Here is a 26789-nt window from a genome sequence, read left to right as displayed (position 1 = left end):
CCTATGTCGCTAAATTTCCCGCTGTTGCTGGTCATCGCCGTTGCCGTCTGTGGTTTCCTGGCGTTGCTTGATCTGGTGTTCTTCGCCCCGCGTCGGCGCACAGCCATTGCGTCCTATCAGGGCAGCGTCAGCCAGCCTGACGTGGCCGTGATCGAGAAGCTGAACAAGGAACCGCTGCTGGTTGAATACGGCAAGTCGTTTTTCCCGGTTCTGTTTATCGTGCTGGTGCTGCGCTCGTTTCTGGTCGAGCCGTTCCAGATTCCGTCGGGATCGATGAAGCCGACCCTGGATGTGGGCGACTTCATTCTGGTGAACAAGTTTTCCTACGGGATTCGCTTGCCGGTGATCGACAAGAAAATCATCGAGATCGGTGATCCGCAACGCGGTGATGTGATGGTGTTCCGTTATCCAAGCGATCCTAACGTCAACTACATCAAGCGTGTAGTCGGCTTGCCGGGTGATGTGATTCGTTACACCAGTGACAAGCGCCTGTTCGTCAACGGCGAATCGGTGGCAGAAAAACTGTTGGGTGCGGAGCCCAACACCCTGGGAAGCGCCGCGCTGTACCAGGAGAAACTCGGAGCGGTAGAGCACCAGATCCGCAAAGAAATGAGCCGCTACCGTTCGCCGCCTGATAACCAGTGGACAGTGCCTGCCGGGCACTACTTCATGATGGGCGACAACCGCGACAACTCCAATGACAGCCGCTACTGGGACGATCCGAGTATTCCCAAGGAGCTGCTGGGCATGGTCCCCGACCAGAATATCGTCGGCAAGGCCTTCGCAGTCTGGATGAGCTGGCCAGAACCCAAGCTCAGCCACCTGCCGAACTTCTCGCGGGTCGGGTTGATCAAGTAATCCATGCGGCGCTGTGAACACAGCGCCGAATGCTTTTCTGGGGCCATGACAATTGTCCGGCCTTGAGCAATATGCAGCATTGCCAGGATTTGAATTTGAACACAGCGTTAATTGTCGATGGCCGCCGGTGCCACGAATTGAATGTGGGTAAACCGTGAGCGTTTCTCTAAGTCGTCTCGAGCGTCAGCTCGGCTACACCTTCAAGGATCAAGAGTTAATGATCCTTGCCCTGACACACCGCAGCTTTGCCGGGCGTAACAATGAACGCCTGGAATTCCTCGGTGATGCCATCCTGAATTTTGTCGCCGGTGAAGCGCTGTTCGATCGCTTCCCCTTGGCCCGTGAAGGCCAGTTGTCACGCCTGCGCGCGCGGCTTGTCAAGGGAGAGACCCTGGCCGTACTGGCTCGTGGTTTCGACCTGGGCGAATATTTGCGCCTGGGGTCCGGCGAGCTGAAAAGCGGCGGTTTTCGCCGCGAGTCGATCCTGGCCGACGCCCTTGAGGCGCTGATCGGTGCCATTTACCTGGACGCCGGAATGGATGTCGCCAAGGAACGCGTACTGGCTTGGTTGGCTTCGGAGTTCGAAGGCCTGACGCTGGTGGACACCAACAAGGACCCCAAGACACGCCTGCAGGAGTTCCTGCAATCTCGCGGGTGTGACCTGCCACGTTACGAAGTGGTGGATATCCAGGGTGAACCGCATTGTCGAGTGTTCTTCGTCGAATGTGAAATCACCTTACTGAATGAAAAAAGCCGAGGTCAGGGTGTGAGCCGTCGTATTGCCGAACAGGTAGCGGCCGCTGCAGCACTGATTGCCCTGGGCGTGGAGAATGGTCATGACTGATTCAATCGCAACTCGCTGTGGCTATGTTGCCATCGTCGGCCGTCCCAACGTGGGCAAGTCCACGCTGCTGAACCATATCCTGGGGCAGAAGCTGGCGATCACCTCGCGCAAGCCACAAACTACCCGTCACAACATGCTGGGTATCAAGACCGAGGGCCATGTGCAGGCGGTGTACGTAGATACCCCCGGCATGCACAAGGACGGCGAAAAAGCCCTGAACCGTTATATGAACAAGACCGCTTCGGCGGCGTTGAAAGACGTCGACGTGGTGATCTTCGTGGTTGACCGCACCAAGTGGACCGACGAAGACCAGATGGTCCTTGAGCGCGTGAAGTACGTTACCGGGCCCCTGATCGTGGCGCTGAACAAGACTGATCGCATCGAAGACAAGGCCGAGTTGATGCCGCACCTGAGCTGGCTGCAGGAACAACTGCCGAACGCGCAGATCATGCCGATTTCGGCCCAGCACGGGCACAATCTCGATGCGCTGGAGCGGGTGATTGCCGATTACCTGCCGGAGAACGAGCACTTCTTCCCCGAAGACCAGATCACCGACCGCAGCAGCCGTTTCCTTGCCGCCGAGTTGGTACGTGAGAAAATCATGCGCCAGATGGGCGCCGAGCTGCCTTACCAGATCACCGTCGAAATCGAACAGTTCAAGCAGCAAGGGAAAACCCTGCATATTCACGCGCTGATCCTCGTCGAACGTGACGGCCAGAAAAAAATCATCATTGGCGACAAGGGCGAGCGGATCAAGCGCATCGGCACCGAAGCGCGCAAGGACATGGAAGTGCTGTTTGACTCCAAGGTCATGCTTAACCTGTGGGTGAAGGTCAAGGGTGGCTGGTCCGATGATGAGCGCGCGTTGCGTTCCCTGGGCTACGGCGACCTGTAAAAACACCGCAGGACAAAATGTGGGAGGGGGTTTGCTCCCGATGCAGTGGGTCAGTTGATAGAGTAAGTGACTGAGCCACCGCCATCGGGAGCAAGCCCCCTCCCACATTGGAGAGTCGCAGGTTTCAAGATCGTGCTCCGTCAGCGAGAACCTCATGTCCCAAAATCCGCCCCCCAGCCATCCCGCCTACGTTTTGCACAGTCGCGCCTACCGCGAGACCAGCGCGCTGGTGGATTTCCTCACGCCCCAGGGACGCCTGCGTGCGGTATTGCGCAGCGCACGCGGCAAGGCGGGAACTCTGGCGCGGCCATTCGTGGCGCTGGACGTGGAGTTTCGTGGCAAGGGCGAGCTGAAAAACGTCGGCCGGCTAGAGAGCGTCGGTACCTCCAGCTGGCTGAACGGTGAGGCGCTGTTCAGCGGTCTCTACCTCAATGAACTGCTGATTCGTTTGCTGCCCGCCGAAGATCCGCACCCTGCGGTTTTCGATCATTACGCGGCCACCTTGCTGGCCCTGGCCGAAGGCCGCCCGCTGGAACCGCTGCTGCGCGCTTTTGAATGGCGCCTGCTGGATGATCTGGGCTACGGCTTCGAACTGAGCAATGACTTGCACGGCGAGCCCATTGCCAGCGACGGCATGTACCGTCTGCAAGTGGACGCCGGGCTTGAGCGGGTCTATCTGCTACAGCCGGGGCTGTTCCAGGGCGCCGAGTTGCTGGCCATGAGTGAGGCCGACTGGAGCGCTCCCGGCGCCTTGTCTGCCGCCAAACGCTTGATGCGCCAGGCCCTGGCCGTGCATTTGGGCGGGCGCCCGCTGGTCAGTCGCGAGTTGTTTCGAAAGCCCTGAGCTCCCCGTGTATGCTGTGCACCGATTCTTTCCCTTTTCAGGAGCGCTTCCGTGACCACCAGCAATCGCATTCTTCTCGGCGTCAACATCGACCACGTCGCCACCCTGCGCCAGGCCCGGGGCACCCGTTACCCTGACCCGGTCAAGGCCGCGCTAGACGCAGAAGAAGCGGGTGCCGACGGCATCACCGTACACCTGCGCGAAGACCGTCGGCACATCCAGGAGCGTGATGTACTGCTGCTCAAGGATGTACTGCAAACCCGCATGAACTTCGAAATGGGTGTCACCGAAGAAATGATGGCGTTTGCCGAACGCATCCGCCCGGCGCACATCTGCCTGGTGCCGGAAACCCGTCAGGAACTGACCACCGAAGGCGGTCTCGATGTGGCCGGCCAGGAGGCGCGCATCAAGGCGGCTGTGGAGCGTCTGTCGCAGATCGGCAGCGAAGTCTCGCTGTTTATCGATGCCGATGAGCGGCAGATCGAAGCCTCGCGCCGTGTCGGTGCGCCGGCCATCGAACTGCACACCGGTCGTTACGCGGACGCCACCACCCCAACTGAAGTTGCCGATGAGTTGCAGCGTATTATCGACGGCGTCGCCTGCGGCCTGCGCGAAGGCCTGGTCGTCAACGCCGGCCACGGTCTGCATTATCACAACGTCGAAGCCGTGGCCGCGATCAAGGGTATCAACGAGCTGAACATTGGCCACGCCCTGGTGGCCCACGCGCTGTTCGTCGGTTTCAAAGGTGCCGTTGCCGAGATGAAAGCGTTGATCCTGGCCGCCGCCAGAGGCTAAACACAGCGTTAAAAAATGTGGGAGGGCCTGATTGTTTCAGCCATGCGGCAATGCGAAGCCTTACTGTTTAGGCGGTGCAGGTGTATCGTATCAGCCCTTTGCAGGCCCCTGGCCCGCGGCAGATACGTGAGGTTGTTGTGTCCCGATCCTTTTCCCGTCGACAAATCCTGGGTGGTCTTGCAGGCCTGGCCGTAGTAGGCGTCGGTGCCGGTGGCGCCTACCGCTACTGGCTGGGGAAAGTCGCCGAGGCCGAGGCTGGGCACGATTACGAGCTGATCGCTGCGCCCTTGGACGTCGAACTGGTGCCCGGCCACAAGACCCAAGCCTGGGCCTTTGGCCCTTCGGCACCCGGTACTGAATTGCGCGTACGCCAGGGCGAATGGCTGCGGGTGCGCTTTATCAACCACCTGCCGGTCGCCACGACCATTCACTGGCACGGCATTCGCCTGCCGCTGGAAATGGACGGAGTACCCTACGTCTCGCAATTGCCGGTGCTGCCCGGTGAGTATTTCGACTATAGATTCCGCGTGCCGGATGCCGGCAGCTATTGGTATCACCCCCATGTCAGCAGCAGCGAAGAGTTGGGGCGTGGCCTGGTCGGACCGCTGATCGTCGAGGAACGCGAGCCCACCGGTTTCAAGTACGAGCGCACCTTGAGCCTGAAAAACTGGCACATCGATGAAGAGGGCGGTTTCGTCGATTTCAGCATTGCGCGCGAAGCGGCCCGTGGCGGGACTGCCGGGCGTCTGTCGACCATCAACGGCGTGCCCCAGGCCGTGATCGACTTGCCAGCAGGGCAGATCACCCGGGTGCGGCTGCTCAACCTCGATAACACCCTGACCTATCGCCTGAATATTCCCAATATCGAAGCGCAGATCTATGCCCTGGACGGCAACCCCATTGAGCCGCGGCCACTGGGCAAGGAGTATTGGCTGGGTCCGGGCATGCGTATTTGCCTGGCGATCAAGGCCCCGCCGGCCGGCGAAGAGCTCTCGATCCGCAATGGCCCGGTTCGCCTGGGCACTTTCCGCTCGGTGGCCAATACCGATGCGCCCACCGATTGGCCGCCAGCGTTGCCGGCCAACCCGATTGCCGAACCGGACCTGGCTAACGCCGAGAAACTCAATTTCAATTTCGAGTGGGTAGGCTCGGTTTCGGTCAACGTCGAGAACGGCAGGCCGCCGAGCCTGTGGCAGATCAATGGCCAGGCTTGGGACATTACCGACAAGACCTGTGCCGACCGCCCGATTGCCAGGCTGGAGTTGGGCAAGAGCTATATTTTCGAATTGAAGAACATGACTCAGTATCAGCATCCGATTCACTTGCATGGGATGAGCTTCAAGGTGCTCGCCTCGAACCGACACAAGGTCACGCCGTACTTCACCGATACATATCTGTTGGGCAAGAACGAGCGCGCCCGTGTTGCGCTGGTGGCGGATAACCCTGGGGTGTGGATGTTCCATTGCCATGTGATCGACCACATGGAAACCGGCCTGATGGCCGCTATCGAGGTAGCGTGATGCGCCAGTTTCGCCCCACGTCGATTATCGACCGCAGCCGCGACCAGGACTTCATGCGCCAAGCCCTGGCCCTTGCTGCTCAAGGCGCAGCACTGGGCGAAGTGCCGGTGGGAGCGGTGCTGGTGCAGGACGGTGAAATCATTGGTCGCGGTTTCAACTGCCCGATCAGTGGCAATGACCCTAGCGCCCACGCCGAAATGGTCGCCATCCGCGCTGCGGCCCAGGCGGTCAGCAACTACCGCCTGCCGGGCAGCACGCTTTATGTGACGCTGGAACCGTGCAGCATGTGCGCCGGCTTGATCGTCCACTCGCGGATTGCCCGGGTGGTCTATGGGGCGCTGGAACCCAAGGCCGGGATCGTGCAAAGCCAAGGGCAGTTTTTTACCCAGGGTTTTCTGAACCATCGAGTGCTGTTTGAAGGCGGCGTGTTGGCCGAGGAGTGCGGAACTGTCCTGAGCGAATTCTTCAAGGCGCGCCGGGCAAAACCCACTGAGGCGTAAATGTAGGAGAGGGTTTGTTCCCGATAGCGGTGTATCAGTCAGCTTATCTGTAGCTGACCCACTGCAATCGGGAGCAAGCCCCCTCCCACATGTTTGATCTCTATTTGGCAGGAAGCGTGAGGGTTATTTCCTGGCGATGACGACGGCGCGCATCGGCGCCGGTAGGCCTTCGATGGTCTTGCTGTGATCATCGGGGTCGAGGAAGTCGCTCAAGGACTGATACTTCATCCACTCGGTGCCGCGCTGTTCCTCGACCGTGGTTACGCTGACATCCACGCAGCGCACTTCACTGAATCCGGCCCGGCGCAGCCACAGCATCAATGCCGGTACGGATGGCAGGAACCACACGTTGCGCATCTGCGCGTAACGGTCTTCCGGCACCAGCACTTGCTGTTGGTCGCCTTCAATCACCAGCGTCTCCAGCACCAGTTCGCCACCCTTGACCAGGCAATCCTTGAGCGCCAGCAAATGTTCGATGGGCGAGCGGCGGTGGTAGAACACACCCATGGAAAATACTGTGTCGAAACCTTCCATGTTGGGCGGCAGGTCTTCGAACGGGAAGGGCAGGTGCCAGGCATTCGGCGCCGAAAGGTAACGCTGCACCGCTTGGAACTGGCAGAAAAACAGCCAGTTCGGGTCGACACCAATCACGCTGTCGGCCCCCGCGCCGAGCATGCGCCACATGTAGTAGCCGTTGCCGCAACCGACATCGAGGATGCGCTTGCCCTTGAGATCCAGATGCGGCGCTACCCGCGACCATTTCCAGTCCGAGCGCCATTCGGTGTCCACATGCACCCCGAACAGATTGAACGGGCCCTTGCGCCACGGGCTCAGCCCCATCAGCGCTGTGTGCATCTGTGCACGGGTTTCGTCATCGCAATCGGTGTCGAGGGTCAGGCCGTTGAGCAGGTCGACCTCGCTCGGCTGGATCTTGGGCAGCGCATCCAGTGCCCCCTGCCAGCGGTCCAGGTCGCCATGACCCTTTTCCATTTTTGCATCGAGTTGCGCTTGCAGGCCTTGAGCCCACACGGCCAGAGGTGTGCCGACCAAATGGCGGGCGAGAGGAGACAGATCAATCATGGCAAGGCAATCAACGAGGCAAAGTTAAGACACTGGAACCACGGCACGACTTTCGAGAACCCTGCCGCCAGCAGGCGTTCGCGGTGTTCTTCGAGACTGTCGGGCTTCATGATATTTTCGATGGCGCTGCGTTTCTGGGCGATTTCCAGTTCGCTGTAGCCGTTGGCACGCTTGAATGCGATATGCAGATCGGTGAGCAGTGCATGCTCTTGGGGATCATTGAAGCGCAGCTTCTCCGAAAGAATCAATGCGCCGCCCGGTAGCAGCGCCTGGCGAATCCGCCCGAGCAACGCCAGGCGCTCTTGTGGGGCGATGAACTGCAAGGTGAAATTCAGCGCCACCACCGATGCAGGCTGAAATTGCAGCGCGAGGATATCGCCCTCGAGCACCTCAACCGGCAACAGCTCCTGGAACATCGAGTCCTGGCCGTTGAGGTACTCCCGGCACCGCTCGACCATCGCTGCCGAGTTATCCACAGCCATCACCCGGCAACCGTCGGTGCGCACATGCCGGCGCAAGGCCTGCGTCACTGCCCCGAGGGACGAACCCAAGTCGTAGAGCACGCTATTGGGCTGGGCGAACTGTGCTGCAAGTACGCCGAGGTTTTCGACGATGGTCGGGTAGCCCGGCACCGAGCGCTTGATCATGTCCGGGAACACCCGCACCACGTCTTCGTTGAAGGCGAAGTCCGGCACCTGGGGCAAGGGCTGGGCGAATAGGCGGTCGGGTTCTTTGCTCACGGTTGTTCCGGCGACGAAAGGGGAGGGCCGGCATTTTAGCCAAGTTGTTCGAGGGATGCGCGGGTTCTCTGATAAACCGTGGCACAGCAGGCAGGCCTGAAGTCAGTCACTCCCAGATAGACCGGGGAGCGACTGATATGCACGTCAGTGTTTATGCTTACGGGTGGGCTTCATGTGGTTTTACCGCAAAGGCAGATGCGGTAATCCCCCATTGGCCGAGCCAGTACGTAGCGATCAACAAGTACGGCGCTGCATCGAATGCCATCACAAAGCGGTCGATGCCGATTAATGCGTCGGAAAACACAAACGACACCGCACCCGCCGCTGCCAACAGTGCTGACCGCCTGGGCACATTACTTCCCAGCCGTGCCAGCGCGCGCCATAACATGGCGCTGATCACCAGTGCATAAACCACTACGGGAATCAGCAAGTCGCCAAGACCGTGGGAAATCAGGACACTCAGCAGAATCGCACCTACCCCCAAGGCCAATACCAATGGCAGCAACGCCAAACGGCGGCAATCGCTGAAATAGGCCTTGAGGTAGGCCAAATGTGCAAACAGGAAAGCACCCAGGCCAAAGATAAACAGGTCACCCGGCCAGGCGAGCAGCACATCGCCTACCAGGGAAAAAATCAGTCCCAGGCTGATCCAGCGTCGATAGTCGGTGGGTGGCGCATCATGCAGCCAGCCCAGCAGCGCCAGCACCGGCAAGGGTTTGACCAGCAGGCACAACAATGTGGCATGGGTGGCCAGGCCGTAGATAAAGGTGCCAGCACCCATCAACGCAAGAATCATCCATGGCATATCAGTTCACCGTGATGGCGCAGTCAAAGGTCTCGGCGGGCTCGGCTTCCGGTTCCCAAGGTTGCTGGGAGGTCAGGCGCAAGCGACCCGCGCCAGCGGCGAAAGCCTGGAAGCGCCAGGTGGATTGGCCGCCACCTCCGACCACCCCGGATTCCGAGCTGCTGTAGATCTCGGGGCTCAGGGCGCGCAGCACGCCGCCGGCAGAGTCCTGGATCGCCCAGCGGTAGCCGGTGGTGGGGTTGCTGGGCAAAATCAGGGTCAGGCTTTGTCCTGTTTTAAGCTGGAGCGGGCAGGCGCTCTGTTTTTCCACGGTGACGTTTTGCTTGGGCGCGGTGGCGCAGGCGGCGAGCAAGGCGAGGCTCAACGGGAGAAGCAGGCGGGCAGCGGTCATGAGGGCTCCGTTTGTTTACGACGAAGGGCGAGCATAACCGAAGATGAGACAAGGTGTGACAAGAGGGATTCGTGGGGGACTGGGCGGGCCTCATCGCGAGCAAGCCCGCTCCCACAAAAATCTGGGAGCGGGCTTGCTCGCGAAGGGGCTCGTCTCGGTACTGCATGATTATCAGAAGAGCACTTTCGCCACATCCGCAAAGCGCTTGGCAAAGTGCACGGTCATCCCTTCTTTCAGGTACTCCGGCAACTCCTCATAACTCCCACGATTAGGCTCCGGCAAGATCAGCTCATGAATCTTCTGGCGCCGCGCCGCGATCACTTTTTCGCGTACTCCGCCAATCGGCAGTACATGCCCGGTCAGCGTCAGTTCGCCAGTCATGGCCACGCCTTTTTTCGGCGGCTGGTTACGCGCCAGCGACAGCAACGCACTGGCCATGGTCACCCCGGCACTCGGGCCGTCCTTGGGCGTGGCGCCTTCCGGTACGTGCAGGTGGACGAAGGCTTCATCGAAGAACTTCGGGTCACCGCCAAACGACTTCAGGTTCGAACTGACGTAACTGTAGGCAATCTCGGCGGATTCCTTCATCACGTCACCCAGTTGCCCGGTGAGCTTGAAACCGCGGTTCAACGTGTGGATACGGGTCGCCTCGATCGGTAAGGTCGCGCCGCCCATGCTGGTCCAGGCCAGCCCGGTGATCACCCCGGTGCCCGACAACACGCGCTCGTTACGGAAAACCGGCATGCCCAGGGAGCTTTCCAGGTCCTTGCTGCCGATCTTGATAACCGACTTTGGCTCATCCAATAACTTGACCACTGCCTTGCGTACCAGTTTGCCCAGTTGTTTTTCCAGTTGGCGTACCCCGGCTTCCCTGGCGTAACCGTCGATCAGCGCGCGCAGGGCACCGTCACTGATGCTCAGGCTGCTTTTCGCCACGCCGGCTTTTTCCAGCTGTTTTGGCCACAGGTGACGCTTGGCGATCGCGACTTTTTCTTCGGTGATGTAACCCGACAGGCGAATCACCTCCATGCGGTCCAACAGCGGGCCGGGGATCGAGTCCAGGGTGTTGGCGGTGCAGACGAACAGCACTTTCGACAAGTCCAGGCGCAGGTCCAGGTAATGGTCGAGAAACTCGACGTTCTGCTCAGGATCAAGGGTTTCCAGGAGTGCCGACGCCGGGTCGCCCTGGAAGCTCTGGCCCATCTTGTCGATCTCGTCGAGCATGATCACCGGGTTCATCACTTCGACATCTTTAAGCGCCTGCACCAGCTTGCCCGGCAGGGCGCCGATGTAGGTGCGACGATGGCCCTTGATCTCGGCCTCGTCGCGCATGCCGCCGACGCTGAAACGATAGAATGGCCGCCCGAGGGATTCGGCGATCGATTTGCCGACACTGGTTTTACCCACGCCCGGCGGGCCGACCAGCAGCACAATGGAACCGGCGACCTCGCCCTTGTAGGCACCTACGGCAAGAAATTCGAGAATACGGTTCTTGATGTCGTCCAGGCCAGCGTGATGCTTGTCCAGCACCTTGCGAGCGTGCTTGAGGTCGAGTTTGTCCTCGCCGTACACGCCCCACGGCACTGATGTCGCCCAGTCCAGGTAGTTGCGGGTCACGCCATATTCCGGTGAGCCGGTTTCCAGGATCGATAGTTTGTTCATTTCATCGGTGATGCGCTTCTGCGCCTGTGGCGGCAACACCTTGCCTTCCAGGCGCTGTTCGAACTGTTCGACATCGGCGCTGCGATCATCCTTGGTCAGTCCCAGTTCCTGCTGGATAACCTTGAGCTGTTCCTTGAGAAAGAACTCGCGCTGGTGCTCGCCGATCTTGCGGTTGACTTCAGCGGAGATCTCTTTTTGCAGGCGCGCGACTTCGACTTCCTTGCGCAGCATAGGCAGGACTTTTTCCATGCGCTTGAGCATCGGTACACAGTCCAGCACTTCCTGCAGCTCATTGCCTGTGGCCGAAGTGAGGGCGGCGGCGAAGTCGGTCAACGGCGATGGATCGTTGGGGCTGAAGCGGTTGAGGTAGTTCTTTAATTCTTCGCTGTACAGCGGGTTGAGCGGCAACAGTTCCTTGATCGCATTGATCAGGGCCATGCCGTACGCCTTGACCTCATCGGTCGGCTCGGTTGGCTGGTGCGGATATTCGACTTCTACCAGGTACGGTGGGCGATGATGCTTGAGCCAGGTCTTGATGCGCACTCGGGTCAGGCCCTGGGCGACGAACTGCAGCTTGCCGTTTTCGCGACTGGCGTGATGGACCTTCACCAAGGTGCCATACAGGGGCAAGGCGCGAGTATCGAAATGCCGTGGATCTTCTGGCGGGGTGTCCATGAAAAACAGTGCAAGGGAATGGTGCTCGGATTTACTCACCAGCTCCAGGGTCTCGGCCCAGGGTTCTTCATTGACGATCACCGGCAACACTTGCGCTGGAAAAAACGGCCGATTGTGGATTGGGATGATGTAGACCTTGTCCGGCAGATTTTGCCCAGGCAGGGCCAGGCCGGTGTGGGATGAACTGCTTTCAGCGCTTTCGGGGTCGGCGTAGTCGTTGAGGTCGATATCGGGGAATTCTTGCTGGTCGCTCATGGGGCACCTGCATTAGGAAGTATGCAGGTTAGATGGGGCGGGTGAGCACTGGTTTCAATGGTGAAGTCAGGTTGGCAACATATTGCATGGATTTGCCGATGGGGCGACTTCATGCGTGCCTGGCCTGTTGAACCGGTGCGCCGCCGAAAATCTCTCGGGCAATCAAGCAAAAGGACACCTGCAACAAAAAAGGCGGCTACCGATCAAGGTAGCCGCCTTTGTCTTTCCTGCCGACTTGCTTAATCCGGCAGTTTGAACGCCATCACATAGTCACCCTGCTTGGTACCCAGTGAACCATGACCGCCGGCCATGACCAGCACGTATTGCTTGCCGTCCTTGCCGGTGTAGGTCATCGGTGTGGTTTGCGCGCCTGCTGGCAGGCGGCCTTCCCACAGCTGCTTGCCGTTTTTCACGTCGTAGGCACGCAGGTACTGGTCGAGGGTGCCGCTGAGGAACGCTACGCCACCGGCGGTGGTGAAGGGACCACCCAGGCTTGGCACGCCCATGGACAGCGGGATTGGAACCGGCGAGCTGTCGCGCACGGTACCGTTTTTGTGCATCCAGATGGTCTTGTGGTTGGTCAGGTCGACCGCGGCCACGTAACCCCAGGCCGGCGCCTGGCAGGGCAGGCCCATTGGCGAGAGCATCGCTTCCAGGACAACACCGTACGGAGTGCCTTTGTTTGGCTGCACACCTTCGGTTTCGCTGACACGCGGACCTTGCTCGGCGATTTTTTCCGCCGGGATCATAGTCGACTTGAACGCCATGTAGCTTGGGTTGACGAAGGCGATCTGGCGCACTGGGTCCACTGAAATACCGCCCCAGTCGAACACGCCGAAGTTACCTGGGTAAACAATCGAGCCTTGCAGCGACGGCGGGGTGAACGGGCCGTCGTAGCGCAGGGACTTGAAGTCGATCCGGCACAGCAGTTGGTCGAACGGCGTTACGCCCCACATGTCACGTTCCTTGAGGGGCGGTGGCATGAAGTTCAGGTCGGATTTTGGCTGGGTTGGCGAAGTGTGATCGCCTGCCACTGCGCCTTGGGGTACCGGAATTTCGTTGATCGGCACCACAGGTTCGCCGGTAGCGCGGTCCAGCACGTAGATGCTGCCTTGCTTGGTCGATGTCATCACCGCTTGTTTCACACCGTCGGCGGTCTTGATGTCGATCAGGCTTGGCTGGCCGCCCACGTCCATGTCCCACAGGTCATGGTGAGTGAACTGGTAGTGCCAGCGCACTTTGCCGGTGTCGATGTCCAGGGCGGTCAGGCCTGCGGCGTGCAGTTCCGACTCAGGGGTGCGGTAGCCACCGAACTGATCCGGGGTCTGGTTGCCCATCGGCAGGTACAGCATGCCGAGCTTTTCATCTACCGCGAACATCGACCACATGTTGGGCGAGTTGCGGGTGTAGGTCTTGCCTTCGGCAATCGGCGTGGTGTCATCCGGGTTGCCGCTGTCCCAGTTCCACACCAGCTTGCCAGTGTGCACGTCGAACGCACGGATCACACCGCTTGGTTCGTCGATGGAGACGTTATCGGTCACGTGACCGCCGATGACCACCAGGTTTTTGGTGACGGCTGGCGGCGAGGTGGAGTAGTAACCACCCGGGGCGAAGGTGCCGATGTTGGCGCCCAGGTCGACCTGGCCTTTGTCACCGAAGTCTTCGCACATCTTGCCGGTGTCGGCGTTCAAGGCGATCAGGCGGGTGTCGGCAGTCGGCAGGAAGATCCGGCGCGGGCAGACGTTGGCTACAGGTGCTGCGGCGTCAGTCGCCGGGCTTTGCTCGGTAGCGGCGTAGGCGGCGTCATCGTGATATGACACACCACGGCAAGTCATGTGCGCCCAGCCCTTGAAGTTCTCGGCTTTTTGCGTCGAGATCTTCGGATCGAAACGCCAGATTTCCTTGCCGGTATCCGGGTCCAGCGCAATCACCTGGCTGTGTGGCGTACACACATAAAGCATGCCATTGACTTTCAGCGGGGTGTTTTCCGCGGTGGTTTCGCCTGGATCGTTCGGGCCAGGGATGTCACCGGTACGGTAGGTCCACGCCGGCACCAGTTTGTGGGCGTTTTGCGGGGTGATCTGCGTCAGTGGCGAGTAGCGATCACCAAACGCCGAACGACCGTAGGAGTTCCAGTCGCCATCGTCCTGGGCTGGCGCAGCATTGGTCATGCCCGGTACTGCGTCACGGTCCAGTTGGCCCTTGAGCTCACCCGGGTTGGTAAATTGGCTGGCGATGGCGGTGGCGCCGGCCAGCACTACGGCCACGCTCAGTGCGCCGGTGCCCAGCGGCGCAGGTTGGCCACGCAGCAACGGACGGCGAAACCACGGCAACAACATGACGATGCCCAGGGCGAACAGCAATGCCAGGCGCGGCACCAACTGCCACCAGTCCAGGCCGACTTCCCACAGGGCCCACACGGTACTGGCGAACAGCACCAGCGCATACAGGCCCAGCGCGTGGCGGCGGGTGGCCAGCAGCAGGACGCCGGTCAAGGTGATGCCGATACCGGCCAGCAGGTAATACAGCGACCCGCCAAGCATCGTCAGCTTGATACCCCCGGCCAGCAAGGCCAGGCCCATGATCAGCAGCAAGACGCCTAGCAGCCTGGGCAACAGGCGGCTTGGGCTTGAGGCACCATCAGTGCTCATAGTGTGTTTCTCCGTGACGTTGGAATAATTATGTAACCCCGTGCTTCTTCACTGTAGATGACGATTCGGCTCGGGCTTGGTTCAGCGTTCTTTGGGTTTTTAAATGGAGCAGACTGGACGGGCACTTTATCTTCAGGCGCATGAAGGTGTGAGACAGCGCTGTCCGAGCAAAAGGAAGTAACTCAACGCAATTGGGTTGACCGGGAGGTGAAACGTTTCAGGTTATTGCTGCCAAGGATAAAGCGAGTTCTCTGCGAGAGAAAGGGCGTTTCGCAATATGGAGCGTTTCGGATTTGGTAACAGTGGGCGCAGGCCGAACCTGGCGGCGTTTTTTGCGGCGCTGCCAAAGCCTCGCCCAATGGTAGAGCGAGGCTTTTTGGTGGGAAAGGATCAGCCGTAGTACTTCAGCCCTACAGAAGTAAGAGCAGACTGCAGATGATACAGGTTGGCGTAACGTTTCGCGTTGAGGCTCCAGCGCTCGATGAATAAATAACCCCTGTCATCGAACTGAACAGGGGTTTCCAGAATTTCCCCCGATTTTGAGTGATGCACGATACGCACGGTTCTCGGCGAAACGTGCTCCACGGTGTAGTCGCCGGGGTTACGCAGGCGTGTTCTGTCAAATGCTACGAACGCTGGCAGGGGGGGACGTCCTTTTGTGGCTACGTCCAGGCGGAAGTCGGCGTCGAGTGTAAGCCCCATGGGATGCAGTTCGCGGCTGGCTTTTGCAATGGCTTTGGCCTGCTCGGGCGCGACATCGCGAACATGCAGGCTGGCAGCGTCCAGCAGGTCAACCATGCCGGGCACGTTCTGGAACCAATTGGTATGGGATTCTCCCACCAGGGAAATCCATCGATGGGCACCTTGCGCCGCCTGATCGGCCTCTATGGTGCGCATCGCGAAATAATTCATCATTTCGGTGCGCGAGTATCCGCCCTTGTCCAGCCGTAGGCTCGCCACACAATCAATGGCTCTGACGCGGATGTTGTATTTATGGGCGTACTCCACCAGCGTTGTGAAGGAGTATTTGCTGTCGCTCGGCACGCGATGACCCACGTCCAGATCGTTCAACCGGGCTCTCAAGAGTTCAGGCATTTTCATCCCGGCGTGAAACGAATCCAGGAGGGCTTGATGAAGATCGGTGGTCAGCTGCTCCAGGTACAGGGTCTTGACTTCAGCCTTCTTGGCCAAGTGTTTCATGTTCTCGATCAGGAAGCGTTTGCTGGATGTTGCGGCATGGGTTTCGCCGATGATGAGGCCGTTCCTTTGGCTGAAGACAGTGTCGATGAATTCGGTCTGGGGGATGTTGTCCTTCAGTGCTGTAAACGCGGTACGGGGTGTGGGGGTGTAGGTTGTGAAGAACGCTTGGGCCTCTGTCTTCAGTCTGACTTGGGTTGCGTTGAACGCGTTCTGCGCATCGGTTCTGGTCTTATCGCTTGAGACATAATTCGTATCGAAAAAGCTTTTTTGGGCGCTTGGCGCGCTAAGTTCTTTGCGGTAAGTGGCAAAGTATTTTTCCGGCACATCAAATTGGCTGTAGCGTTTAGCCGGGGTCGGTACCCCTGCGGTCGAGGGCCCGGGTTCTTCGGGGGCTTTGTAGTCGGTCCCAAGCTTTAAGCGAAAGTCGGCCTTGGCCAGCGGGTCTCCCGCAATACCGCCGGCGACGTCTGCGCTGATGTCGGAGGGGCTGCCCACAGGGACGTCAACGATGCGCAGGCTTGGGGTTTTTGCCAGGTCGGCGATCCCAGGAACCCCGTCATACGTGTTGGTGCGTTTTTGCTCTACCAACGCTATCCAGCCTTCACTGGGCTTTTGCGCGGTGTCGGTGCCGATCACCTTGTGTGAATAGAAATTGGTGGTGGTGTTGGCGCGATGAGCAAACGATGGGTTATCGGCCAGCTCCAGCGCGCCGTCGAGGTCATAACTGGTGGAGGCGTCCAGCGCCTTGACCCGGATATTCTGAGCGCGCGCGGCGGCTACCAGTTTGCCGTAGTTGTATCGGGGGTTCTTATCCAGCCCCCAATGCTTATCTACCTCTTTTAACCGCTGGGTGACCGTACGGGAAGACCCGGTGGTAGCGTATTGGTCGAGCTTGCCTTGAAACACGTCCCTGGGCAGATGTTCCAGATAGAGCGTCTTGACCCCTTGCTTGCTGAAGGTCGGCATGTTGTCGATCAAAAATTGTTTGCTCGCGATCGAGCGGTGGTTTTCACCGATCACCAGGCCGTTCGACTCTTTAAAGAGTTGCTCGATGATGTGCGTGTGCGTGTCGGAGGGCTCGAAGGTCAGCACGTCGGCCCGCGGGACGATAGGCTGCAGGTCGTCAAAGAACTGTTTGCCATCGCGGGTGAGCTGGTGTACCTGCCGCAGGTAATGTTCACGAAGCGGGCGTAGTTCCTCGATTTGCGCCCTGATAGCTCCCGGCACGCTGTGCTTAAAGCTAATGTCTTTGAAACGTGCGATCAACTCGTCCTTGGCATCGGGATTCAGGGCAGAGATCAGCAGGTTCCGGTAGTGCCCAGGCATCTCATAATTACCCAGAGGGGCAGCGGCCTGCGGTGTCGGGGCCCCGCCACTGACGCCGGTGCGCACCCATTGGCCCTGCGCGTTCTTGTTCACCAGCCGTGCGGTGGACTGTAGCGACTGGGTGGCGGCGTCGTAGCGATACAACAGGAAACGACCGAGTGGATCGGCGGTGTGAGCTGCCCAGAAGGTCTCACCGTTGTGAACCACCAGTTGCATGTCGGCGGCGGCAAAGGCCGGTATCTGGCGCGCGGAATCCAGCGGTTGCAGCTGCCGGACGGAGTCGATGAGCTGGCGGTTTTCCAGGGTTCGGAAAGTAGGCCGCAGCGGCAACTTACTGAATTTCCCCAATGCCCGCAGGGTGGGTTTGAGGTCTGTCAACAAGCCGCCCCCGGCATTTGCCAGCGCGGCGAGGTAATGGCCGAACGCCGCTTCCTTATCGCCCTGGGCGTAGGCCATCAGCGCCAGCATGGAGTCTTTGAGCATGAAGGCTGCGCCAACGGCCAGGCTCAGCGGCGGAAATGGCATGGTCACCACCGCGAGTACGATTTCCAGTGCGTCGACGCACGTCCAGACCACGTTCATCAGCGCCTCGAGGCGGCTGGTGGTGGTGGCTTTGACGTTGTCGATAGTGAACTGGAGCTTGTTGTCGTAGAACGCAACTGTCGGGTCGTTCAGCACTGACAACGCCGGGCCTGTGTGTTCCGGCGCGTCATACAAGGGGCGACCGGGTGTGGTGCGGTCCTGGGCGGGCAGTGCGGCTTTGGACGTTTCCAGGAACGTGCGTAGTGTCGGCTGGTTGTTCAGCAGGCACCGTGTGCAGTAGTAGTCGATGATTTCACTGACATTTTTCAGCACATAGTTGAACAACCTGGCTCGCCTGAAGGCAATGCCATCCGGTGCGTTGGGGGTATAGAGCAGTGACTGTTCATCCGGGTAGACGAACACGTAGTTGCCATCGATCACATGGCCGTCGATTTGCAGCGGATACACCTTGAAGCGTTGGCGCGTGGCCTGGGAGTTGTCCCCCAAACTTTCAATGCTCTGCACCAGCCACTGCTGTTCGGCCGTGGAGATATGGCCGAGCAAGCGGCTTTCCAGTGCGGCGCTTTTCATTTGCAATTGGTGAATGGTCAGCACCGCAGTGCGTCGCTTGCTGTAACGAGGATCGCTGGGGCTGGTCAACAGGGTCTTGATCGAGGCGGCATAGAGTTCGCCGATCCAAATGTTTTTGGCTGACTCAACGGCGCTTTCAAGGGTCAGGCCCTTGAGGTCAACGCCCGGAGGGGCTTTGATGACCGTTGTTTTGTTGATTTGGTTGAGCAGGTGATAGGCCGGAATCAGATCCTTCAGGCCAAATGAGTTGTATCCGTCTCGAAACAGTTGCAGGTACGAGAAGCTTTTGATGCGGTTCAGCAGGTCGGTAGGTCTTCGCGAAGGGTAGAACCACACATCGCGGGGATCCACGTCGCCTTCCGGGTCGCCCAGCAGGGTATTGAGGTGTGCCTTCGCCTTGGTCAGCAAAAAACTGTCGAAGCTGGGGAACTGCGTGTGTTCCTTGAATTCGTCCTGGTAGGTGCGTTCGGCCCCGAGCGCGTCGTCCGCCAGGGTCAAGCGCAACTGCCGGTCGGCGCTCGAACAACTGCGCAACCAGGCCGGAGTTGCCAGGCTTTGTTCTTCCTCTTGTGTCGCCAGCATGAAATCGACCATTTGTTTCATGCAGTCGGCATAACTCGACGTCGTTTTGAAGCTGATGAAGTCTTCAGGCAGTGCTCGTCGTTGCTTGTAATACGCCATGGCTTTTTTTAGCGGTGGGCTGAGCCTGGACAGCACTTGATCGAGCAGGTAGGTGCTCATGGTGTCTGTTTCATCCGCGCCCGGGTTGGCATACCAGCCGAAAATGTGATCCTTGCACGCCTGTTCGCTGTTGAAACCTTTGAGTTGTTGGCTTCGAGGTGCCCCAGGTGTGTAAAGCAGCACTCGAGTGATTTCGCCATCCTGGTCGGTGCGGCACAGCACCATGACGTCCTTGAGTTGCGTCTCGTGGACCGCCACCAGTTTGGCGCTCAGGTCTTGCCCTGCGTGCTGGCGGCCGGACAGCCATTGATGCTCCTCGGCGGTGATGTGCCCGTGTAGCAGCGCCAGGTAATTGAGTGTCTCGGTACGCTCTTCAAGCTTCGTTTGCAGGGCCTGTTTCAACCCCGGTTGAGCGTGCGCCTGGCGTTGCTCTGCGGCGAAATCCAGTCGGGGACTCATCGATTGGGTCAGGCCAAGCAGATAATTGAGGGTCAGGTCTTCATATTTTTGCGGCAACGACCGGCCCTGATAGGTCAACACGCTGTGGTTGAGAAAATCCGAGCCTGGCTGGTCGTCCCCGACATGCACACCTCGCAGCAGCAGTTCCACCAGAGTGCGTGAGTCCTGGTAGGTACCGACCCCCGCCACCTGGCGGCGAGTGCTGATCACCAACTGATCGGGGTGCAGGTCGTCATAGTCATGATCCTGCTCCAGCCGTTCGATCAATTGCAGGTGGGCGCAGGCGTGCGGGGAGGCGCCTTTGCCGAGCAGGGCCAGGGTCTGTCGGTGACTCGCGTCGTATTTCTCCAGGTGGTGGGCCAACCGTTGGCGCTGTTCGGCGGTGGCGCTGCGGTACCAGTCCGGTGCCGCGAGCAGCAGGGTACGGTCCTGAAGCATTTTTGTGTACAAGTCCAGGCGTAAACCCAAGTCCAGTTGGGAGGAGGCTACCGCCCGGTCCAGTTCGAGAACGATCTGCGGGGGCCGCAGGTCAGGGCTTTTCTCTGCGTTCAGGATATGCTCGATGTCCCGCGTCCGCTTGGCCTGCAAGGCGTTATAGGTATGTTCCATCACCAGGCCCGGGGTGATCGCTGACAGCCCGATCGGCCAGAGGGTGCTGGCGCCTAGATGTTGATACTCGCGTGGCAGGCAGCCCAGCACTTCATTGCGCGAGGAGCCGGATCGCATGCATTCGAACAGCGTCTCGTCCAGTTGCGTGAGCGAGGTGAAGGATTCCAGGCCACGGGTTGGCGTGAACAGCAAAACCGGGCCGACGTCGATATCGGTGTCCAGCGAACTGACAGCATCGGTGCGCGTGGTCAGCACGAAGGCGCCGGCGAACTCAATCTCCTCTTCACGGTATTCGAACGACAGGGCATAGGTGCCCGGTCGTGACGTTGAAGGCAGAAACCCCAAGGCGCGTTCGACGAGGTCCTGGTCGCTGGGGGCCAGCAGGTGGTTTTTGACTTTCAGCTTCACTTCGTCCAGCAGCGCTTCGCCGGCTCGATCGATGAGGTGGTTTTTGCGAGATTTACGGTGTGAGCCCACCTGCTGCTCCAGGAAGGTCAGCCTGGCTCGCAGTGCGTCGTGCGCGACACCTCTGAGTGACTTCCCCACAGTCCCTGTCAACTTGAGGCCGGCCAAATGCTGGTAGGTCAATTTCGCCGCGCCGCACACCGTGTGGTTATCCAGCATCATTTCCCCATTGAGCCTTTTCAATCGGCCAAATTCCGGCGGCAGGCTTTCCGGGACGTGCCCGTTATTTTCCAGAAGCCCCGTCGATTGGGCGACCTGGTTGAGGCTGTTCTTGAGCTGCTCAAAAGTGAGGGGCGTGTTGTTTGAAGAGGTCATGGCACATTCCTTGTTGTGAAGAAGGAATATTGTGGGGGCCCCGACCCAGGGGCCGGTGGTACACAGGTGTATGCCGAGGGCAGCCTCTGCCGGATTTGTGGGGGTACAGTTAAGTAAGCTGATGCTTCCACCTGCCGGGCCCCTCGGCTAAGGTGTGCAGCGTGTTCTTTCCTCTCTCGGCAAAAAAGGCCTGGCATGACCGTACAGCATCCCCCTCAATCGCAGGACCCCCTGCACGGCGTCACCCTGGAGCAGGTGCTCAGCGCACTGGTGGCGCATTACCAATGGGAAGGGTTGGCAGCGCGTATCGATATCCGTTGCTTCAAGAGCGACCCGAGTATCAAGTCGAGCCTGACGTTCTTGCGCAAGACGCCGTGGGCCCGAGACAAGGTCGAAAAGCTGTACGTCAAGCTGATGCGCACCAAACGGCCGCTGGATTGATGGCATGAAACGGTGGTGTATCACAGCGGTTGCGTTGGCCGGTTGGGTGGGGCTGGCGATCCAGCAGTACCTGATTCTCCATTCGCGCTGGGCCACCGGCGCCAGCCTGTTGGGCGGGCTGATCAGCTTTTTCAGTTTTTTCACGGTGTTGACCAACACCCTGGCGGTAGTGGTGTTGAGCTATGCGCTGGTGCAACGCGACAGCGCCGCCAAACGGTTCTTTCTGATGCCGGTGGTCAGCAGTGCCATTGCCGTGAGCATCATGGTGGTGGGGCTGGCCTACAGCCTGCTGCTGCGGCATTTGTGGCAACCCGAAGGGTTTCAATTCATCGCTGACGAATTGCTGCACGATGTGATGCCGGTGCTGTTCGTCGTGTACTGGTGGTGTTGCGTGCCCAAGGGCGCTTTGCGTATCAGGCACATCGGCCTGTGGGTAATCTACCCGCTGGTGTACTTCGCCTATGCACTATGGCGCGGGGATGCGCTGGGGCAGTATCAGTACCCATTTATCGATGTCGGCACCTTGGGTTATCCCCAGGTGTTCATCAATGCCTCGGGAATATTGGCCGGGTTTGTGCTGATTGCGTTAGTGGTGGTGGGAGTGGACAGGTTGTCGAAGCGGGCATAAGCCCACTCCACACAAGCGCACAGGATGGGGCTTACTCTTCTTCGCTGCCGTCGGCGCGCCAGTAGCCCACGGCCTTGAGGTATTGCTCATTGACCTGATGCGTATCCAGCAGCACCCGGCGCAGTTGGCGCGACAGCTTGGTTTCGGTGGCGACAAAGCTGTACAGCGTGCCGGTGGGCAGTGTCAGGTTGCGTACGGTGTCGAGCAGATCATCCTGGCCACGCAGTACCCAGATCAATTCGACGTCGGCAGCACTGCTCAGCACCTGCCGTTGCGCCGCGTCGGCGATTTCAATCACCGCCAGCACCTTGCGCCCGGCTGGCAGTTCTTCCAGGCGCCGGCCAATGGCGGGCAGGGCGGTTTCATCACCGATCAGCAGGTAGCTGTCGAAGATGTCCGGCACGATCATCGAAGCGCGTGGCCCGCCGATATACAGGTGCTGGCCAACCTTGGCCTGTTCGGCCCAGGTGGCGGCGGGGCCGTCGCCGTGCAGCACGAAGTCGATATCCAGTTCACCGATTTGCGGGTCATAGCGGCGTGGCGTGTAGTCGCGCATGGCCGGCTGCGGGCCGTCGCCCTTGATGGTGAAGGTCGGGCTTTCCAGCGCGGCTTGCTCGGCGGCGTTCTGTGCAAATAACAGCTTGATATGGTCGTCGCTGCCCAGGCTGACAAACCCGGCCAACTCAGGGCCGCCAAGGGTGATGCGGCGCATGCGCGGGGTGATATCGACCACGCGCAACACCTGCAGGCGCCGACGCTTGATGTCGTGGGTAACGCGATGAATGCCTTGGGTGTTCATTGAGCTTTCTCCGGTTCAGGTGGGACGGCCGAGCCGTCGACAATGGCTTTGGCGGTGACGTTGAGCAGGTTCGCCACGCGGGTGATTTCTTCCGGTGTCCAGCGCCCGTGATGCATGTGCATGGCATGGCGCAGGTTATGCACAGCCTCGTGGATCTGCGGCGGGCGGTCGTGCCCGCGTAGCGAGCGCTTGCTCACCTCGATGCGCATGCGCAAGCCGTCGAGGGCAACCGCCTGCTCACTTAAGAACAGACGTCCGGCGTCGGTGATGATGTAGCGTTTTTTCCCGCTTTCGGCGTCGCCACTGATCAATTCGCTTTCTTCCAGGAATGTCAGTGTCGGGTAGATCACGCCGGGGCTCGGGGCATAGGCGCCGTCAAACAGGCTTTCGATGCGGCGGATCAGGTCGTAGCCGTGGCACGGTTGTTCGGCGATCAGTGCCGGCAACAGCAATTTCAGATCGCCCGGGGCAAACACTCGTGGACCACGCCCACTGCGTTCGCGGCCTGGACGCTTCTCGAAACCGTCATGGTCATTGCCTGGGCTGCGTTGGTGGGGATGATCACGCATGGCTGTTCCTCTGGGAAAGATTTAGACATAACTTAAGATATATCTTTATCGTAAACCAGAGCAGCACGACCAACGGTCGCCTCAGCGCTTGCGGCAAAGCGGCAATAATGGCTGGGCAAATAAAGCTGGACGATCGAACAACAATAGTCTTATAACTCTAATTAGAGTTAAAGCTCCACTTCAGTTGAGTAGTTATTGTTCTGGGCTAGTGTTTTTGTGGTCCTATTCTTACAGTTATTTCTGCAGCCTAAAGAAAAAAAGATGCGTGTAGTCCGGTTCTTACGGATACTTTGTTAGTTTTGGCAAAATGCCATCTTTTTCTCTCGACCCTTGTTCCATTAGGCTTCCGGCTATGAGGAATAAGCCTGCATACCTGTTTTTTCATTTGGTGGATCATTGTCCGGCGTTGCAGCAGTTCAACTAGCTGGCAACGTTATTCGTTGGAAGTCAGCTAAAGCCCGGTGCTTTTAATTCAACTTGCCGACGAGCCACTTAATGTTAAAAACCTATAGGTATTGACCATGTTCAAGAAGTTTGCGATTGCTGCTCCATTGGCTGTTATGGCACTGAGTTCGTCGATGGCATTTGCTGCCGGCGAAGCCAGCCATACCGTCAATATCAAGGCGAGTATCCCAACCACGGTATTCCACGCCCAGCCACGTGATCCGAACTGGGGTCGTGACGAAACCATGACCTACAACCTGGTGAGCGGTGAGTTGGCTCCGTTGAGCGCGATCTACGACCTGCGCAACACCAACGGCTCAATCAACGCCTACATCGAAGGTGGCCCGGCTGTGTTGTTCAACGGTGACGTCGCGCAGAACATCCCGCTGACCACCACCCTGAACGGCGTCACCCTGACCGGTACCCCGCTGGAAGTGGTCAACGAAGCTGACTCCACCCCAGGTGTAGGCGCTGAACTGCGCATCGTTGCAGCCAAGCCTACGGCCACCCAGCGCGGTGCCTACACCACCGTCATGCCGCTGATGTTCGATGCGGTACTGCCGCCTGCCGTGAACCTGTGACGGCAACGAATGCCCGCTGAGCCTCGCGCTTTCGGGCATTCATTTACAGGTCGGCTGGGCCTCCCCACTCCGCCGACCTGGTTTTGATCCCCTGTATCCTGGTCAGAGTATCCGCTCATGTTCCCGATGACTCCCATCGCGGCGACGCTTGCCCTTTTACTAGGTGCAAGTGCCTTGGCGACACCGGCATTCGGTGCACCGACGCCGGGCAGCCTGATTGCTCAAGCCCAAGGCCTCCCGGCCGGGTTTACCGATCACTTTTTCGACGTGCCGCTGGCGGTACGTGTGGACCTCGATGAGCAATCGTTGGGCGAAGCCTTGATCGTCCTGTCGCGTGACGACCGCGTAACACTGCTCGAATTTACCGATACCGACGACAGCAAAGTGCCAGCCGCGACCCGCGACACCTGGCAGTCGATCCTGGAAAACGGCGTGGCCCTGGGTGCCTGTACCCAGTCGTGCCCGCAACAACTGGTGTCGGCGTTCTACAACCTGGAAAACTCCCAGCTCTCGATCATCACTCAGAACGTGGAACACACCGACGAAGCTCCGCGTTTCTACGAACAACCCGAAGGCGGCAGCCTGGGCCTGATCATCAACAATCAGCTCAACCTCAACGGCGGTCAGGACGAGGACCTGGGCGGGCGTTACGGCCTGCAGGCCAGCTCCAGCATCGGTAACTGGAGCCAGGTATTCAACCTGCAACTGGCGCGCCAAAGCGGTGATGAAGAGCAACTGCGCCACGCGATCCACGAGCTGTATACCCAGCGTGAACTGGAAGGAAAATTCTTGCGCCTGGGCCATTTCACTCCCAATTCCGATGGCTTGACCCGTCAGCTGCGCAGCTTTGGCGCCAGCCCCGATACGGCGCTGGGAGCTATGTACGGCAGTTCCGACAGCCTGGCCATCAGCAGTGCCAAGCCCAGCGTCTATCCCATTTACGTCACCGCCAACCGCCAGGCCGCGGTGGAGATCTACCGCAACGGCCTGTTGATCAATACCCAGGCTGTCGCCGCCGGTTTGCAAACCCTGGATACCCGGTCATTGCCAGGCGGTATCTATGAAGTGGAAGTGCGCCTGATCGAAGACGGGCTGAGCGTCAGCACCACGCAAGAGCTGGTCTACAAGCCGACCAACTGGCGCAACGCCGATGACCGCTGGCGCTACAACGTATTTGCCGGGCGCGAGACCAAGTTGTTCAGCAACTGGGACGAACAAGCCTCGGGGGCGATCACCGCCGGTGCTTCGCTCAACTATCTGCTGCACCCGCGTGTGATCGTCGGGCTATCGGCCCGTGAAGTGCGCGAGCAACTGCAGTACGGCGGCTCGGTGGACTGGACGGTGGCCAACAACACCAGTGTCTACGCCAACGTGTACCAGACCAAGGAACACGGCACCGGCATGGACCTGCAGGGGCTGTTCACCTTTGGCGCCACCAACCTGGTGTTCAGCCACAACCGCAGTTGGCTCGACACCCGCGACACCTACGAGACCCTGCCGGACGGCACCCGCCTGCGGCGCAACACGTTCATCGGCCAGACCAGCAATACCGCGTTGTCGGTCAACCACCGCATCAATGCGGAAAACTCCGTGAACATGCGGGTTTCCCACAGTGAAGGCAATGTTGAAGGCGCCGGTGTAGACCTCGGCTGGAGCCGGCGCGACAAACTGTTGGGCAGTGACGCCAACTGGCGTTTCTCGTTGTTCGACCGCCCCGGCACCAGCGGCACCAACGACAAACGCAGCCGCGGTGTCGACGTGAGCCTCAGCCTGGCCCTGGGCAGCGATGGTCGGCAGATTTCCGGCAGCGTTGGCAGCCGCACCGCCCGGGACGGCGGGCGCGACAACAACGCCTCGGTCACCTACCGCCAGGACCTCACTGACCACCTGCTGCAAAGCGTCTCCGCCACGGCCATCACCGACACCTATGGCGTCGGCCTCTCCGGCATGGCCAACTTCAGCACCGACTCGGTCAGCGGTGACGGGTTTGTGCAGCGCAGTTCCTACAACGGAGACCTCACTGGTGGCCTGAACCTCAACAGCACCTTGGTGGTGGGTGCCGGCAAGGTGTTGCTGAGCAGCCAGTACCAGGGCAACGGCGCGGGCATGATCATCGATGTGGAAACCGACCTGGACGAAATTGCTCTGCGCGCCGACGACCTGAGCGGCGGCAGCGCGGTGCTGCGCCCCGGTCGTAACTACGTGCCGGTGTCCGCCTACAAGAGCAGCAGCGTCAGTTTCGACTTCGACGGCAACCACCCACCGGCGGCCAATATCCAGCCGGCGCGTTCCAGCTACCACCTGAACAAGGGCGGGGTGGACTACCGCAAGATCACTGTAATGAAAACCGTCACCGTGCTGGGCCGCTTGCTCGACGCCGAGGGCACACCGCTCAAGGGCCATCACGTGATCAACCACGCCAGCCGTGGGGTCAGCGAAGTCGACGGGTTCTTCTCCATGGAAATGAGCGCCAGCGCGCCAACCCTGGAAGTGCGTTACCAGAACCGCCTGCTCTGCCAGTTCCGCCTGGACCCTTCCAATGCACCGAGCGAAAACGACGTGTTGATGATTGGTGACTTGCGCTGCACGCCGGACACCCTGGCCGATGCCACCTACAAGGCCGCAACTGCCGGCTGACGGCGGT

At 59.6% G+C, this 26789-nt stretch carries 20 protein-coding genes; 11 read left to right on the top strand and 9 right to left on the bottom strand.

All coding sequences use genetic code 11. The features are described 5' to 3' along the window. Positions 1 to 3: 3 nt before the first annotated feature. The 7 genes from lepB to tadA all read left to right on the top strand — a co-directional run bounded on the left by lepB (position 4) and on the right by tadA (position 6256). Positions 4 to 858, top strand: a complete 855-nt coding sequence (lepB, locus tag OQ460_RS19645) for a signal peptidase I (RefSeq protein ID WP_410019031.1) — start codon at positions 4 to 6, stop codon at positions 856 to 858. Between the two features lie 154 nt (positions 859 to 1012). Next, a complete protein-coding gene (gene rnc / locus OQ460_RS19640) occupies positions 1013 to 1702 on the top strand; it encodes a ribonuclease III (RefSeq protein ID WP_410019030.1) in 690 nt (229 codons plus the stop codon). Continuing rightward, positions 1695 to 2597 carry a GTPase Era gene (era, locus tag OQ460_RS19635; protein ID WP_410019029.1) on the top strand — a complete coding sequence of 301 codons (903 nt, stop codon included), beginning with the start codon at positions 1695 to 1697 and terminating at the stop codon, positions 2595 to 2597. Before rnc ends, era begins: the two co-directional genes overlap by 8 nt. Before the next feature lie 154 nt (positions 2598 to 2751). Then, positions 2752 to 3441 carry a DNA repair protein RecO gene (recO, locus tag OQ460_RS19630; protein ID WP_410019028.1) on the top strand — a complete coding sequence of 230 codons (690 nt, stop codon included), beginning with the start codon at positions 2752 to 2754 and terminating at the stop codon, positions 3439 to 3441. 51 nt (positions 3442 to 3492) lie between these two features. Further along, positions 3493 to 4236 (top strand): pyridoxine 5'-phosphate synthase, encoded by a 744-nt coding sequence (gene pdxJ / locus OQ460_RS19625; protein WP_410019027.1) that lies wholly within the window; start codon positions 3493 to 3495, stop codon positions 4234 to 4236. Between the two features lie 137 nt (positions 4237 to 4373). After that, positions 4374 to 5756, top strand: coding sequence for a multicopper oxidase family protein (locus tag OQ460_RS19620; protein WP_410019026.1), 1383 nt, complete (start codon positions 4374 to 4376; stop codon positions 5754 to 5756). Further along, positions 5756 to 6256: a tRNA adenosine(34) deaminase TadA gene (gene tadA, locus OQ460_RS19615; RefSeq protein ID WP_410019025.1), complete on the top strand. Its 501-nt coding sequence runs from the start codon at positions 5756 to 5758 to the stop codon at positions 6254 to 6256. Before OQ460_RS19620 ends, tadA begins: the two co-directional genes overlap by 1 nt. A 123-nt stretch (positions 6257 to 6379) precedes the next feature. On the opposite strand, the gene cmoB is transcribed toward tadA, so the two are convergent. The 7 genes from cmoB to OQ460_RS19580 all read right to left on the bottom strand — a co-directional run bounded on the left by cmoB (position 6380) and on the right by OQ460_RS19580 (position 20683). Further along, a complete protein-coding gene (gene cmoB / locus OQ460_RS19610; protein WP_410019024.1) occupies positions 6380 to 7336 on the bottom strand; it encodes a tRNA 5-methoxyuridine(34)/uridine 5-oxyacetic acid(34) synthase CmoB in 957 nt (318 codons plus the stop codon). Continuing rightward, entirely contained in the window at positions 7333 to 8076 is a 744-nt protein-coding gene (cmoA, locus tag OQ460_RS19605; protein WP_410019023.1) for a carboxy-S-adenosyl-L-methionine synthase CmoA, read from the bottom strand. The genes cmoB and cmoA overlap by 4 nt, the downstream gene beginning before the upstream one ends. A gap of 157 nt (positions 8077 to 8233) precedes the next feature. After that, positions 8234 to 8881 (bottom strand): lysoplasmalogenase, encoded by a 648-nt coding sequence (locus OQ460_RS19600; RefSeq protein WP_410019022.1) that lies wholly within the window; start codon positions 8879 to 8881, stop codon positions 8234 to 8236. Position 8882: 1 nt separating this feature from the next. Then, a complete protein-coding gene (locus OQ460_RS19595) occupies positions 8883 to 9272 on the bottom strand; it encodes a protease inhibitor I42 family protein (RefSeq protein WP_410019021.1) in 390 nt (129 codons plus the stop codon). Positions 9273 to 9443: 171 nt separating this feature from the next. After that, positions 9444 to 11864: an endopeptidase La gene (lon, locus tag OQ460_RS19590; RefSeq protein ID WP_410019020.1), complete on the bottom strand. Its 2421-nt coding sequence runs from the start codon at positions 11862 to 11864 to the stop codon at positions 9444 to 9446. Between the two features lie 239 nt (positions 11865 to 12103). Further along, positions 12104 to 14515 (bottom strand): glucose/quinate/shikimate family membrane-bound PQQ-dependent dehydrogenase, encoded by a 2412-nt coding sequence (locus OQ460_RS19585; RefSeq protein ID WP_410019019.1) that lies wholly within the window; start codon positions 14513 to 14515, stop codon positions 12104 to 12106. 390 nt (positions 14516 to 14905) lie between these two features. Next, positions 14906 to 20683, bottom strand: coding sequence for a dermonecrotic toxin domain-containing protein (locus OQ460_RS19580; protein WP_410019018.1), 5778 nt, complete (start codon positions 20681 to 20683; stop codon positions 14906 to 14908). A 195-nt stretch (positions 20684 to 20878) separates the two neighbouring features. On the opposite strand from OQ460_RS19580, the gene OQ460_RS19575 reads away from it, so the two are divergent. Together OQ460_RS19575 and OQ460_RS19570 are read left to right on the top strand one after the other, a co-directional pair. Continuing rightward, a complete protein-coding gene (locus OQ460_RS19575; protein ID WP_410019017.1) occupies positions 20879 to 21124 on the top strand; it encodes a VF530 family DNA-binding protein in 246 nt (81 codons plus the stop codon). A 4-nt stretch (positions 21125 to 21128) separates the two neighbouring features. Then, entirely contained in the window at positions 21129 to 21752 is a 624-nt protein-coding gene (locus OQ460_RS19570) for a Pr6Pr family membrane protein (RefSeq protein WP_410019016.1), read from the top strand. 31 nt (positions 21753 to 21783) lie between these two features. On the opposite strand, the gene OQ460_RS19565 is transcribed toward OQ460_RS19570, so the two are convergent. Then, on the bottom strand, positions 21784 to 22551 hold the full coding sequence (locus tag OQ460_RS19565) for a siderophore-interacting protein (RefSeq protein WP_410019015.1): 768 nt from the start codon (positions 22549 to 22551) through the stop codon (positions 21784 to 21786). Beyond that, positions 22548 to 23120 carry a PadR family transcriptional regulator gene (locus OQ460_RS19560; protein WP_410019014.1) on the bottom strand — a complete coding sequence of 191 codons (573 nt, stop codon included), beginning with the start codon at positions 23118 to 23120 and terminating at the stop codon, positions 22548 to 22550. The genes OQ460_RS19565 and OQ460_RS19560 overlap by 4 nt, the downstream gene beginning before the upstream one ends. A 521-nt stretch (positions 23121 to 23641) precedes the next feature. Here OQ460_RS19560 and OQ460_RS19555 point away from each other — a divergent pair. Further along, positions 23642 to 24145: a CS1 type fimbrial major subunit gene (locus OQ460_RS19555; protein WP_410019013.1), complete on the top strand. Its 504-nt coding sequence runs from the start codon at positions 23642 to 23644 to the stop codon at positions 24143 to 24145. Positions 24146 to 24262: 117 nt separating this feature from the next. Then, positions 24263 to 26782 carry a CS1-pili formation C-terminal domain-containing protein gene (locus tag OQ460_RS19550; protein ID WP_410019012.1) on the top strand — a complete coding sequence of 840 codons (2520 nt, stop codon included), beginning with the start codon at positions 24263 to 24265 and terminating at the stop codon, positions 26780 to 26782. Positions 26783 to 26789 lie beyond the last annotated feature (7 nt).

Origin of the sequence: Pseudomonas imrae, assembly GCF_046352735.2 — a bacterium.
Lineage (GTDB): Bacteria > Pseudomonadota > Gammaproteobacteria > Pseudomonadales > Pseudomonadaceae > Aquipseudomonas > Aquipseudomonas imrae.
The sequence above is the reverse complement of the archived record's forward strand: the minus strand, read 5'-3'. Positions and strand labels throughout refer to the sequence as shown.

Bases quoted from the DNA above. Each gene is read 5' to 3' on its own strand.
- lepB (WP_410019031.1), top strand. From the start codon at position 4: ATGTCGCTAAATTTCCCGCTGTTGCTGGTCATCGCCGTTGCCGTCTGT.
- era (WP_410019029.1), top strand. From the start codon at position 1,695: ATGACTGATTCAATCGCAACTCGCTGTGGCTATGTTGCCATCGTCGGC.
- recO (WP_410019028.1), top strand. From the start codon at position 2,752: ATGTCCCAAAATCCGCCCCCCAGCCATCCCGCCTACGTTTTGCACAGT.
- tadA (WP_410019025.1), top strand. From the start codon at position 5,756: ATGCGCCAGTTTCGCCCCACGTCGATTATCGACCGCAGCCGCGACCAG.
- cmoB (WP_410019024.1), bottom strand. From the start codon at position 7,336: ATGATTGATCTGTCTCCTCTCGCCCGCCATTTGGTCGGCACACCTCTG.
- OQ460_RS19600 (WP_410019022.1), bottom strand. From the start codon at position 8,881: ATGCCATGGATGATTCTTGCGTTGATGGGTGCTGGCACCTTTATCTAC.
- OQ460_RS19595 (WP_410019021.1), bottom strand. From the start codon at position 9,272: ATGACCGCTGCCCGCCTGCTTCTCCCGTTGAGCCTCGCCTTGCTCGCC.
- lon (WP_410019020.1), bottom strand. From the start codon at position 11,864: ATGAGCGACCAGCAAGAATTCCCCGATATCGACCTCAACGACTACGCC.
- OQ460_RS19585 (WP_410019019.1), bottom strand. From the start codon at position 14,515: ATGAGCACTGATGGTGCCTCAAGCCCAAGCCGCCTGTTGCCCAGGCTG.
- OQ460_RS19580 (WP_410019018.1), bottom strand. From the start codon at position 20,683: ATGACCTCTTCAAACAACACGCCCCTCACTTTTGAGCAGCTCAAGAAC.
- OQ460_RS19575 (WP_410019017.1), top strand. From the start codon at position 20,879: ATGACCGTACAGCATCCCCCTCAATCGCAGGACCCCCTGCACGGCGTC.
- OQ460_RS19570 (WP_410019016.1), top strand. From the start codon at position 21,129: ATGAAACGGTGGTGTATCACAGCGGTTGCGTTGGCCGGTTGGGTGGGG.
- OQ460_RS19565 (WP_410019015.1), bottom strand. From the start codon at position 22,551: ATGAACACCCAAGGCATTCATCGCGTTACCCACGACATCAAGCGTCGG.
- OQ460_RS19560 (WP_410019014.1), bottom strand. From the start codon at position 23,120: ATGCGTGATCATCCCCACCAACGCAGCCCAGGCAATGACCATGACGGT.
- OQ460_RS19555 (WP_410019013.1), top strand. From the start codon at position 23,642: ATGTTCAAGAAGTTTGCGATTGCTGCTCCATTGGCTGTTATGGCACTG.
- OQ460_RS19550 (WP_410019012.1), top strand. From the start codon at position 24,263: ATGTTCCCGATGACTCCCATCGCGGCGACGCTTGCCCTTTTACTAGGT.